Source organism: Acidimicrobiia bacterium, assembly GCA_009694375.1.
GTDB lineage: Bacteria > Actinomycetota > Acidimicrobiia > Acidimicrobiales > VFJN01 > VFJN01.
This window is the reverse complement of record SHVB01000010.1, coordinates 31754-43636: the sequence shown is the minus strand read 5'-3', so window position 1 is coordinate 43636 and position 11883 is coordinate 31754. Positions and strand designations below refer to the sequence as shown.

The following is an 11883-nucleotide window of genomic DNA, read 5'->3' as shown; positions in this document are numbered from 1 at the left end:
CCCTCAGCGACCGCGGAACACCGGCGGGCGTTTCTCTCGGAAGGCGGCGATCCCCTCCTGTAGATCGCGACTACCCCACGCCGCGGACCAGGCTGCCTCAGTGGCCGGATCCTCGAGGTGGCCAACCGGCATCTCAAGGCGATTCAGACCCAACTTCATCGCCGCCAATGTGAGGGGGGCCAGCGTCGCCAATTCGTGGGCCCACCGCAGAGCGTCGTCTAGTGATCCCATGCGCTGCACCAGTCCCAGTTGCAACGCTTCTTGCCCACCGTAGGTGTCGGCCCCAAGAAGCATGGCGCGAGCCGGACCGGCGCCCGCCAACAACGCCAGCCGCTGAATCGTCCACTGGTCGACCATCAGCCCGAGTTTGGCGGCGGGGACACCAAAGTGAGCCGCTGTCGTAGCCACCCGAAGATCGCAGGCAATGGCTAACTGGGCACCGGCCCCGAGGGCGGCGCCGTCTACCGCCGCCACCACCGGACGCGGATCATCCCGGAACGCCGCGAGCACCTCCCGCAACAACGCCCTGAAGGTGTCATCCTCCACCGCCTGCAGATCCGCCCCGGCGCAGAAGTGGCCTCCGGCCCCGGTGAGCACGAGCACCCGGGCGTTGCCACTGCGGCGTTGAGCATCGCGGAGTTGCTCCAAGGCCGCATGATCGAGGGCGTTACGGCGCTCGACGCGGTCGATGGTGAGCAACGCAACCAAGCCGCCATCATCAAGGTGGATCACCCCGAGAATCTATCTCCTCGCGCCGCCGGGTCGGGCTGAGTCCCCACTAGCCGCCCACATTCGGGGCTACAGTCTGACATTGTCAACACCTAACCCAAGGCGGTCTTCCATGTCCCGGTTCTCCCTGATAAATACTGCCGTAGCAGGCTCCCTCCTCTTCACTCTGGCGGCCTGTGGAGGAGGTAGCGACGAACCGAGCGAGGCGGCGGTGCAAGAGGAACTGTCGGCTGGCATTCAAGAAACTGGGGCTACCAAGGAGCAAGGCGATTGTTTCGCCAAGATCCTGATCGACGAGGTAGGACTCGAGGAGATGCAAGACGTCGACCTGACTGCCGATGAGCCCCCGCCCGGGATGGAAGAAGATCTGAAGGCCGCCACCGACCGCGCTATCGAAGAATGCCTCGATGCTGAAACGTCTCCCTCATCAAGCACCGACAGCGGCAGCGACATGGACAGCGACGACGACACCAACTAGCCGTCAGGAAGCCGATCCCCCGATCAACGGAGGCAGCATGAGCGAACAAACCCCAGCAGGCTGGCAGCCCGACCCCACCGGTCGTCACGAGCACCGATATTGGGACGGCATCGCTTGGAGCGACAATGTTTCCGATGCCGGGTTGGTGGCCACCGATCCCTTCACCGAGGCAGCCCCCTCGACGCCGGAACCAACGGCCGATCAACCGAGCGGAGGGAAAAAGAACAAGGGCATCCTCATCGGCAGCATCCTCGCCCTCATTGTGGTGGCGGTCGTCGTGGCCCTAGTGGCGACCAACGTAAACGGGGGCGACGACGAAGCCATCACCACCACCACCATGGCGCCAGATGAATCGGTCAGGGACCGACTCGGTGGAGTTATCGATGAGTCCATCGATGAGTCGATCGATGAGTTGATCGATGAGGCAGTCCCCGAAGATTTTCGCCGTCAATTCGCGGAGACCCTCGCGCAGAACTTCGACATCTCGCCCCGGGAGGCGAATTGCCTCAGCGACAAGCTCTTCGAGGCGTTCGACCCTAGAGGTGACAGCTCGACCTCACCCTTCAACATCCAACAGGCCACCGAGTACTTCGAGAGTTGCGGAATCTCCATCGAGAATCTCATTCCCAACCCCTAGTGCGGATCATGAAGGCCGCCGCCGTAGCGGCAGCCGCGCTGGTGCTGCTTGCCGCAACCGGCGGCGGGGCCTTCTTGCTGATCCATGACGCCGCTCCAGGCACCACCACAACCACCACAACCACCACAACCATCACTGTCGACGATGTAGCGATTGCCATTGCGAAGCGGCTAGCTACCGGGCTCAAGACGCCGCTCAGCGAGCTTCAGGCCGAATGTGTGGCCCGGAGCTTTCTGGCCGTGGTGGGACGCCCCGCCCTGGCCGGCCTCGCAGCAAGCCCCAGCCCTCTTGGCCAGATCGATCTCCGCCAGAGGGACGCCATCACCCGCGGCATCGTGGTCTGCGTCCCCCCCGAGACAGCCGCGCTCCTCCTCGCTCCCAAACCGCTGACCCCGCCTCCCTGAAGGACTGCCCGCCCCATCGCTCGGTGATGGTCCGCCACCCCCCACCAGGGCGTAGGTACCTTGAACGTGTGCTGGTTCTGATCGCCGCCGTCGCGTTAGGGGGTGTCATCGGTGTGTGCCGCGCCCCGGCCGGGGTGCACACTGCCCGACCCAGGTTGCACCACATCTGGGTATTCGGCATCGGCGGCATCTTCTATGCCCTCTCGCTCCTACTAAACAGCGACCTGGCCCCCCTGGCGCTGGCCGCCTCCTTCGCGGCGTTCATTGCTGCGGCAATGGCCAACCGGCACCTCACCGGCGCGGTACTCGTGGGGCTCGGTCTGCTGCTCAACCTGACCGCTCTGGTTCTGAACAACGGCGTAGCCGTGCGCCAAAGCGCTCTGGAACAGGCCACCGGAACCACGGCGGGCCAAGAGGCCGACCTCGCCGGTGCCCAGCACCTCGAGTCGCGACGCGACACCTTCGGCGCCCTCGGCGCCGTTGTTCCCATCCGCCCCACGCAGAACGTTTTGTCCTTCGGCGACCTCATCGTCATCCTCGGCGCCGCCGAAGCTACCCGCGAGTTGACCCGGCGCCGTCGCCGCCGCTGGTCCCAGGCTGAACGGGATACCTACCGTGATTGCATCAACATGATCAGAACCGTCCAGGACTGGGGCACGGCCCCCAAGGCCTTGCCGCTGTCGGGCTCCCAGTACTCCGCAAAACCCGATGCAACCGCTCCTGTTGTCATCGATCTCACCAACGATCGAGACACGTCAGACCGCCCCCCGCTCGTGGCGGCCAGCCACAGCAGATAACCCAGGTGTGGCCACGCCGGGCCACGCCAATAACAATCCGCCGCGAAGCTCGACTCACTTCGGTGCACTCCCGTGGGACCGCAAGCGGCTCCGAATGCCCGCGGATCGACCAGCTGATCGAAGGCACTGGGGCGCGGGCACACCAGCAGCGGCAGTAGCGCATCCAGGGTGCGCACTCGACCCGAGCCGGTGGCCGTCGGACCGTCGTCAACCCAAGTGCTCTGCGTCGGATCCCAACGGCCATCCACCGCCGCCACCAGACGCTCAGCCTCGGCCCGTAACGACGCATCTCCCGTCAAGGACGCCAACTCCAGCGCATTCCAAGCCACCAAGGCCGAGAACCCCACCGACCCCACCGCAAACTCCGGGTTATACACCGGCGCCCCCCCGGCGAGGCGCTCAATCGTGCCCACCAGTTCGCCCTTACGGTCGAACCAGCGCTCGGAGGTCCACTCCCCCTCCAAGGCATCGTCCCAGCGGGGACTGTCGTCGCATCCCGACTCCCAGGGATGACACAGTTCCACCAAGCCAGCCGGGCTGCGCCGCCGCCGATGAAGCAAGAACTCCAACCCGAGGCCCGCCCGACGAAGCACGTCGCTCGGTACCGCGAAGCCGCGAGCACTCAGCAGCCGTGCCGCATGGCCGTACATCGGGGGCTGGGTGATCGACGACACGTTTCGCCCCCCCCAGATCTCGGCATGAGGGTTGGCCTCCGTTCCGTACTGCAGGTGCGGAACGAAGCCGTCGTCATCCTGACACGCCAGCACGCTGCTCAACTCGGCCACGGCCCGTGGATCGCCAAGATGCGCCCAGGCCACGGCATGAAAACAACTGTCCCAGAGCCATTGCCACGGGTAGGTCTGCGGGTTGGGAACGCAATACCCGCCTCCGGCGCCGTCGTCACGCCAGGCGGCGTCGAGAATGCTCCGGGCGGTGGCGGTCAGCGCCACCGCGCTCGGTAGCGTGCCCTCGTGCCTCTTGTCGCCGTGGTGAGTTTCCGACTCGGTCGTCATGATGGTGTCTCCGTGGTGGCCGAGACCTGGATGGCGGCACTGGGCCAACTCGGTTGGACCGTGACCACCGTGGCCGGCGACGGCCCGGTGGACCACCTTGTACCCGGCCTGGAGTTGGGAGCAACAGCCCAGCCCGATGCGAGACGACTCGCCGCCGCCCTGGCCGACGCCGACCTCGTGGTGGTGGAAAACCTCTGCACCATTCCGCTCAACTTACCGGCCGCCCGCCTCGTGGCCACCCAGCGACGAGGAAAAGCCACCCTCTTGCACCACCATGATCCGCCCTGGCAGCGCAACGAGTTCCGACACATCACGGAACTACCCCCCACCGACCCCGCATGGCGTCACGTCACCATCAACCATCGCACCCAGGAGGAGATGGCTCAGCGAGGCATCGCCGCTACCACCATCTATAACGGCTTCGATGTAGACGAAACCCCCGGCGATCGAGCGGCTACCCGCGCGGCCCTCGGGGTAGGGAAACACGAGCGCCTGGTATTGCATCCGGTGCGAGCCATCGAGCGCAAAAACGTGCCCGCCGCCCTGCGGCTCACCGAGGCCCTCGACGCCACCTACTGGTTGCTAGGCCCCGCCGAGGACGGCTACGACAACGCCCTGCGCCACGCCTTACAATCGGCGCGGTGTCGCGTGATCCATCAGCCCTCGCCCGGGTCGATGGCCGACGCCTACGCCGCCAGCGATGTGGTGGCCTTCCCATCCACCTGGGAAGGATTCGGCAACCCTCCCATCGAGGCCGCCATCCATCATCGCCTCGTGGCGGTGGGCTCGTATCCGGTGGCCGAGGAACTCCGGGCCTTGGGATTCCGCTGGTTCTCCGTCGATGATCCAGCCCGCCTCGACCACCTTCTGCGCCATTCCGACGAGGCCCTCCACACCCACAACCACGACCTTGCTCGGGCCCACTTCGGTCTCGACCGTCTCCGCGAGGCCATCGGTGCCGTGCTTGATGAGGCAGGCTGGTCGGCATGACCGATGCCCCCGGGGACCCCACGCTGATCAAACGGGCCCAGATCGCTCACCTCGTGTCGGTAGGCCGGCGGCTGGGCTATTCCCTCTTCGGCATCGCCATCGTGGCGTTCGGGATGGGCTTCGTAGTGGGCTTCGACGGTGCCGTGCGCACCATCGTGGTGGCCACCATCGTGGTGGGCTCGATCGTGCTCGCCCCCGCCATCGTATTTGGCTACGGCATCAAAGCTGCCGAGCGGGACGACCGCGCCCGCGGCCTGTAACCGCCGAGGCCGGTTTGCCCGCCTCCGAGCGGAGTGGCACGCTCGGACCCTGAACTACTCATACCCAGGGGGACTGATCATGATTACCGCAGCCGTGCTGAAAGCGGTCGACGACGACCTCGTAGTCCACCATGACATTGAAATCGCCGCCCCCGGACCGGGCGAGGCCAAGGTGAAAATCGTGGCCTCCGGGGTCTGCCACTCGGACATGTCGGTCCAGAACGGCACGATGCCCCTCCCCACGCCGATCGTGCTGGGCCACGAGGGCGCTGGCATCATCGAGGAAGTAGGGGAAGGCGTCACGAGTCTGAAGCCCGGCGACCACGTCGTGCTGTCCTTCATCCCCTCCTGCGGTGCCTGCTACTGCTGCGAACGCGGACAGTCCTACCTGTGCGAGAAGAGCGCCATGATCGCGGCGGGCGGAATGCTCGACGGCACCACCCGGCTGAGCCTCGCCGGTGAGCCCCTGCGCCAGATGACCATGTGCGGAACGTTCGGCAACTACGCCATCGTCCCGGAGATCTCCCTCGTGAAAATCGATGACGACATCGACCTGCGCTTCGCTGCCCTTATCGGCTGCGGGGTACTCACCGGGGTGGGAGCTGCCCTCAATACGGCCTCCATTCGCCCGGGCGACAGCGTCGCGATAGTGGGCTGCGGCGGCGTCGGCCTCAACGTGATCCAGGGTGCCAAAATCGCCGGGGCCACCCGAATCATTGCCATCGACATGTTCGAGTCGAAACTCAAAATGGCCGAGCAGTTCGGCGCCACTGATCTCATCCACGCCGGCGAGGGCGATCCCGTTGGCGCGGTGATGGCCCTCACCGAAGGCCGCGGCGCCGATGTGTCCTTCGAGGTCATCGGACTCGGCCCCACCATCGAACAAGCCATCAACATGACACGCTCCGGCGGCGAGGCCATTCTCGTGGGCGTGCCCCGCATGGACGTGATGCTCAACCTGAACGCTGCCTTCACGTTCCTGTACCTCTCCAAGACCGTAAAGGGCTGCTGGTACGGCTCCTCCAACGTGCGAGAAGACGTGCCCAAGCTCATTGGGCTCTACCGAGAGGGCAAACTCATGCTGGAGGAGTTGATCTCCAAGGAGATCGGCGTCGACGGCGTGAACCAGGCCTTCCTCGACATGCAAGGCGGCGAGGTTGCCCGCAGCCTCATCACCCACACCCACTGAGGCCAGCACCCCCTGACCCGAAGCAGTGACGGGCAAGGCCTACGCTTCCTGGCGTGACACCCCCCACCCGCGAGCGCCCTGTGACCGAGCGTCTCCCGGCCGCCCGCCGGCGCCAGCAACTCCTCGATGTGGCCCTCACCGTGTTCGGGGAGCAGGGCTTGCACCCCGCGTCCATGAACGACGTGGCCGAAGCGGCCGGCGTCACCAAACCCGTGCTCTATCAGCACTTTCGGTCCAAGCGCGACCTCTACCGCGAGGTACTGACCGACGTCGGAGCCCACTTGCTCGAGGCCATCACCACCGCCACCACCACCGCCCAGTCGCCACATGAACAGGTGGAACTCGGCTTCATCGCCTACTTCGAATGGGTGGAAGGGAACCAGGCCGCCTTCCAAGTGCTCTTTGGTGGCGGTACCCGCCGAGACGACGAGTTCGCCGACCAGGTAGCCAAGGTGGAAGGAGCCATCGCCGAGGCCATCGCCACCCTCATCGATGTACCGGGTCTCACGCCGCCCCAACGACGACAACTCGCCCACGGCCTCGTCGGGCTCGCCGAGGGGACTAGCCGACTCTGGATACGCGAGGGCTCCGAAGAAGCCGCCGACGACCTCGCCCGATTGGTGGCGGACATGGCCTGGCGCGGCCTGCGGGGCGTCCGAGGTGCCTGATGCCCATCGCCGATAGTGCCCGGTGGTCCCCCCGGCACTATCGGCGCCCATCGCTAGGCTGACGAAATGGCCGTGATTGAGCTATCCGGTCGAGAATGCGGTGCCTTCCTCGCCGCCCGGAGTGAAGGCGGCCTCGGCGACGTCATCGTGGTGAAGGGGATACCCCCGCACGGAACTCCCGCTCTCGATGTCCAGCCCTGCATCGTGGTGGGTCAGGAACCCGGCGCCTGGGCCGATGTCGTCGCCTATCGCGACGAGGACATCCTCGCCATCATCGCCACCGCGGAACGAGCCCCGCTAGCCAGCACGGCCCTCGCCATTCTCTTGCGGGGGGCCGAAGGGAGATCCACCCACGAGGGCCTTCTCGCCGAATCAGCCACCTACTCGGCGTTGCAGGGCGGGCCGGAGTTCTTGCACTGGCGGGCCACCACCCCGAGGCGAAACCGTGCACCCGTCGCCACTGCGGCCGTGCGAGTGGAACGCCAGGGAGATGTGTTGACCATCGAACTCCATCGCCCGGAGCGACACAATGCCCTCGGAGTTGAGATGCGCGACGGGTTACTCGACGCGCTGGCCATCGCCACCGCGGATCCTGCGGTGAGGGTGACACTGCGGGGGGCGGGAGCATCGTTCTGCTCCGGCGGTGACCTCGACGAGTTCGGCACCACCCCCGATCCCACCAGCGGCCACCTCATCCGCCTGGCCCTGAGCATCGGTGCGGTACTCGACCCCCTGGCCCATCGCACCACCGTGCACCTCCACGGCTCCTGCATCGGCAGCGGAATCGAACTGGCCGCCTTTGGCGGGCAAGTGGTGGCCCGCGCGTCCACCACCATCGCCCTGCCCGAGCTGGGCCTGGGCCTCATACCCGGAGCGGGTGGCACCGTGAGCCTGCCCCGTCGAATCGGACGTCACCGAACCGCCCTGCTCGCCCTCACGCGCCACCCCATCTCGGCCTTCACCGCCCTGGCGTGGGGACTGGTGGACCACGTCGTGGACTGAACACGCCGGTCCCCGCCCCGCCGGGTAGCCGCGTCTCCTAGTGTCGGACCCCTAGGTCACCTCGGGTGACGCCGCGTGTGGAACCGAGAGGGAGACCAATGACCGAGTACCAATACCTGCAGTACGAGACCCACGACGACGGTGCCATCGTGCGCATCCTCCTCGACCGCCCCGAAGCCCGCAACGCTCAGAATCGCGGCCTACTGGTGGAGCTTGACCACGCCTTCCTGCGCGCCGAAGCCGACGACACCTGTCGGGTGGTCATCCTCGGCGGCACTGGTCCCCTGTTCTCCTCGGGACACGACATGGGATCCAAGGCCGCCCGGGAGGAGTACGCCACCCACCCCACCAGTTTCATCAACGGAGCCACCCGCTCGGGAGCGGAGAAGCGGATGCTGCAGGAGTGGCACTACTACTTCGAAAACACCCGCCGCTGGCGGAACCTCCGCAAGATAACCATCGCTCAGGTGCAGGGCACGGTGTTCGCCGCCGGTCTGATGCTCACGTGGGCGTGTGATCTCATCGTGGGCTCCGACGACGTGGTCTTCGCCGATGTGGTGGGCACCCGCCTGGGCATGTGTGGACTGGAGTACTTCGCCCACCCCTGGGAGTTTGGCGCCCGCAAGACCAAAGAGCTGATGCTCACCGGTGACAGCATCGACATCCACGAAGCGCACCGCCTCGGCATGGTGTCGAAGGTATTCCCCCGCGACGAACTCGAGGACTCCACCTTGGCCTTCGCCCGTCGCATCGCCGCGCTCCCCACCATGACGGCGCTGCTGATCAAAGAGTCGGTGAACGAAACGCAGGACAACCAAGGCTTCTACAACAGCCTCAACGCCTGCTTCACCCTTCACCAACTCAACCACTCGCACTGGGCCGAGGTACATGAGGACCAGTGGCCGGCCGCCAAGCCGGAAGACGGTATCCCGCTGTGGAAGGAAGCGCCCGCCATCGTTCCCGCCGAAAAGCACACCGTGCGGGCCGCCGATCCAACCTAGGTGTCGTTTGTGACACCAACGTTAGATTTCTACTAAACCAGGGGATGAGCGCCACTAGCGGTTGATGAGGGGAACCCGATGTCCGACCTAAGCATGATGGGGGGCGAGGCTGATCCGGTGGCGCTCGCCCACCCCCAACCGATGTTCAAGCTGTTGCGCGATGCCGGAGCGGCCATCGACATGGGCGAAGAGATCGGCATGGTGATCGTGGGGGGCGATGCCGATGTGCGCTACGTACTCCAGCATCCGGAAACCTTCAGTTCCGGCATCGATGCGGTAGCCATCGGACAGGTACGCCCCCTGATCCCCCTCCAGATCGACCCACCCCACCATCGCAACTACCGCAAACTGCTCGACCCGATCTTCGCCCCCAAGCAAATCGCCCTACTCGAAGACCAGACGCGCACCCTCGTGCGCAACCTCGTGCGCTCGGTAGCCGACCAGGGCGGGTGCAACTTCCACACCGCGGTGGCGGAACCGCTGCCCACTACCGTGTTCCTCCAACTGCTCGGCCTCCCCGTGGACCGGGCCGACGAATTTATCAAACTAAAAGACGGAATCATCCGACCCCCGGTGACCACTAGCGAAGAACGAGTGGCCTACACCGACAAGGTGGGCCAGCAGATCTATGCGGTGCTCCAAGAGGCCATCGACGCGCGCCAAGAAGAGCGCTCCGACGACTTCATCTCCCGGTTCCTCGACGCCGAGGTAGACGGACAGCGCCTCACCACCAACGAGGTGCTCGACATCGGGTACCTCTTCTTTCTCGCCGGCCTGGACACGGTGACCGCCTCCTTGGACTGCATGCTCGCTTTCCTGGCACAACACGATGACCATCGGCGAGCGCTGGTAGAGGATCCATCCCTGATCCCCCACGCCATCGAGGAGATGTTGCGCTGGGAATCACCGGTGCAGGGCGTGGTGCGGGTTACCACCGAAGCCACCGAACTCGCCGGCTGCCCCATTGCCAAGGGCAAGGTCGTCACCCTGATGCTCGGCTCAGCCAACACCGACGAGCGCGTTTGGCCGGAGGTCGACACGATCGACTTCGACCGACTGGAGAACCGGCATATCGCGTTCGGGGGTGGCGCCCATCGCTGCTTGGGCTCACACCTGGCCCGCATGGAGTTGCGGGTGACACTGGAGGAATGGCATCACGCCATCCCCGAGTATCACGTGAAGAAGGGCGTACAACTGGAGTACTCACAAGGCCTGCGAGCCGTCGAAAACCTCGAACTGGAGTGGTGATGGGTGACGTAAGAATGTTGATCGACGGGCGGTTGGTGGAAGCCAGCGATGGCGGTCGGTTCGACAACGTCAATCCCGCCACCGAAGCGGTCATGGGCACTGTGGCCAATGGGACCCGCGCCGACATGGAAGCCGCCATTGCGGCGGCGCGGCGGGCGTTCGACTCCACCTCCTGGGCCACCGATCACGCCTTCCGTCGGCAGTGTCTGTTCCAGTTGCGAGATGCCATCGAGCAGGAGAAAGAGGAACTGCGAGCCGAACTGGTCGCCGAGGTCGGTTGTCCGGTTCTCATCACCTACGGCCCGCAACTCGACACCCCCCTGCGCGATGCCCTCACCTGGCCCGCCGAGCAGATCGATACCTTTCCCTGGCGGCGCTCACTGGGCCCCAATGATCCCTTCGGTATGGGGATGACCGAGCGCGAAGTGTGGAAGGAGGCGATTGGGGTGGTGGGGGTGATCGTGCCCTGGAACTTCCCGATCGAGATCATCCTCAACAAACTCGGTCCCGTGCTCGCCATGGGGAACACCTGCGTGCTCAAGCCCGCCCCCGACACCCCCTGGAACGCCACCCGCATCGGTCGGCTGATCGCCGAGCACACCGACATCCCGCCGGGAGTGGTGAACATCGTCACCTCAGCGGACCACCTCGTGGGGGAGGTCCTCACCACCTCTCCCCTGGTGGACATGGTGGCCTTCACCGGCTCGACGGCCACCGGCAAGCGAGTGATGCAGGCCGCCTCGGCGCACCTCAAACCCGTCTTCCTCGAACTCGGCGGCAAGAGCGTGAACCTCATGCTCGACGACGCCGACTTCACCAACGCCGGGGCCCTGGCGGCGTCGATGTGCTTCCACGGCGGGCAAGGATGCGCCATGCCCACTCGCTTCATGGTGCCCCGCCGTCACTACGACGAAGCCGTCGAGAGCGCGGCGGTGGGGTTCGCCAACGTGGCCTACGGCGACCCCACTGATGCCTCCAACCTCATGGGTCCCCTCGTGTCGGCCCAACAACGGGAGCGGGTGCTTGGCTACATCGAGGTGGGCCAACAAGAAGGGGCCCGGCTCGTGGTGGGGGGCGGTACGCCGGCCCATCTACCCACCGGCTGGTACGTGGAGCCCACCCTGTTCGCCGACGTCGACAACACCATGACCATCGCCCAAGAGGAAATCTTCGGCCCGGTGCTGGTGATGATTCCCTTTGACGACGACGACGACGCTGTGCGTATCGCCAACGAAAGTGCCTACGGCCTCAGCGGAATGATCACCTCCGGCTCGCTCGATCGCGCCAAGGCCGTGGCTCGCCGCATCCGCACCGGAACCCTCGGCCTCAACGGCGGCATCTGGTACGGCGCCGATGCCCCCTTTGGCGGCTACAAGCAGTCGGGCATCGGCCGGCAGTGTGGCCTGGAGGGCCTGGAAATCTTTACCGAAACCAAGACCGTTGGCTGGCCGGCCTGACCGGTCGCCC

The 11883-nt window shown here is 65.6% G+C and carries 13 protein-coding genes; 11 read left to right on the top strand and 2 right to left on the bottom strand.

The window, feature by feature from the left end; genetic code table 11:
• Positions 1 to 3: 3 nt before the first annotated feature.
• On the bottom strand, positions 4 to 732 hold the full coding sequence (locus EXQ71_07865; GenBank protein ID MSO87421.1) for an enoyl-CoA hydratase: 729 nt from the start codon (positions 730 to 732) through the stop codon (positions 4 to 6).
• A 109-nt stretch (positions 733 to 841) separates the two neighbouring features.
• Between EXQ71_07865 and EXQ71_07860 the strand changes: the two genes are divergently transcribed.
• Genes EXQ71_07860 through EXQ71_07850 form a run of 3 tightly spaced genes read left to right on the top strand, consistent with a single transcriptional unit; the run spans position 842 to position 2248 of the window.
• Positions 842 to 1207, top strand: coding sequence for a hypothetical protein (locus EXQ71_07860; GenBank protein MSO87420.1), 366 nt, complete (start codon positions 842 to 844; stop codon positions 1205 to 1207).
• Positions 1208 to 1244: 37 nt separating this feature from the next.
• Positions 1245 to 1844: a DUF2510 domain-containing protein gene (locus tag EXQ71_07855; protein MSO87419.1), complete on the top strand. Its 600-nt coding sequence runs from the start codon at positions 1245 to 1247 to the stop codon at positions 1842 to 1844.
• Between the two features lie 8 nt (positions 1845 to 1852).
• Positions 1853 to 2248 (top strand): hypothetical protein, encoded by a 396-nt coding sequence (locus tag EXQ71_07850; protein MSO87418.1) that lies wholly within the window; start codon positions 1853 to 1855, stop codon positions 2246 to 2248.
• 610 nt (positions 2249 to 2858) lie between these two features.
• Here EXQ71_07850 and EXQ71_07845 read toward each other — a convergent pair.
• Positions 2859 to 4058 carry a hypothetical protein gene (locus EXQ71_07845; GenBank protein MSO87417.1) on the bottom strand — a complete coding sequence of 400 codons (1200 nt, stop codon included), beginning with the start codon at positions 4056 to 4058 and terminating at the stop codon, positions 2859 to 2861.
• Between EXQ71_07845 and EXQ71_07840 the strand changes: the two genes are divergently transcribed.
• The 8 genes from EXQ71_07840 (at position 4017) to EXQ71_07805 (ending at position 11873) form a co-directional block, all read left to right on the top strand.
• Complete coding sequence (locus tag EXQ71_07840) at positions 4017 to 5048, top strand: glycosyltransferase (protein ID MSO87416.1); 1032 nt, start codon at positions 4017 to 4019, stop codon at positions 5046 to 5048. The two genes, EXQ71_07845 and EXQ71_07840, sit on opposite strands and share 42 nt — an antisense overlap.
• Entirely contained in the window at positions 5045 to 5308 is a 264-nt protein-coding gene (locus EXQ71_07835) for a hypothetical protein (GenBank protein ID MSO87415.1), read from the top strand. Before EXQ71_07840 ends, EXQ71_07835 begins: the two co-directional genes overlap by 4 nt.
• A 79-nt stretch (positions 5309 to 5387) precedes the next feature.
• The gene (locus EXQ71_07830; GenBank protein MSO87414.1) at positions 5388 to 6497 is read left to right on the top strand and encodes a Zn-dependent alcohol dehydrogenase; all 1110 of its coding nucleotides are present in this window, start codon (positions 5388 to 5390) and stop codon (positions 6495 to 6497) included.
• 53 nt (positions 6498 to 6550) lie between these two features.
• Positions 6551 to 7165, top strand: a complete 615-nt coding sequence (locus EXQ71_07825) for a TetR/AcrR family transcriptional regulator (protein MSO87413.1) — start codon at positions 6551 to 6553, stop codon at positions 7163 to 7165.
• A gap of 66 nt (positions 7166 to 7231) precedes the next feature.
• The gene (locus tag EXQ71_07820) at positions 7232 to 8167 is read left to right on the top strand and encodes an enoyl-CoA hydratase/isomerase family protein (protein ID MSO87412.1); all 936 of its coding nucleotides are present in this window, start codon (positions 7232 to 7234) and stop codon (positions 8165 to 8167) included.
• A 98-nt stretch (positions 8168 to 8265) separates the two neighbouring features.
• A complete protein-coding gene (locus tag EXQ71_07815) occupies positions 8266 to 9168 on the top strand; it encodes an enoyl-CoA hydratase (GenBank protein ID MSO87411.1) in 903 nt (300 codons plus the stop codon).
• Positions 9169 to 9261: 93 nt separating this feature from the next.
• Positions 9262 to 10416, top strand: a complete 1155-nt coding sequence (locus EXQ71_07810; protein MSO87410.1) for a cytochrome P450 — start codon at positions 9262 to 9264, stop codon at positions 10414 to 10416.
• 14 nt (positions 10417 to 10430) lie between these two features.
• Entirely contained in the window at positions 10431 to 11873 is a 1443-nt protein-coding gene (locus EXQ71_07805) for an aldehyde dehydrogenase family protein (GenBank protein ID MSO87409.1), read from the top strand.
• The last annotated feature ends 10 nt before the right edge of the window (positions 11874 to 11883 follow it).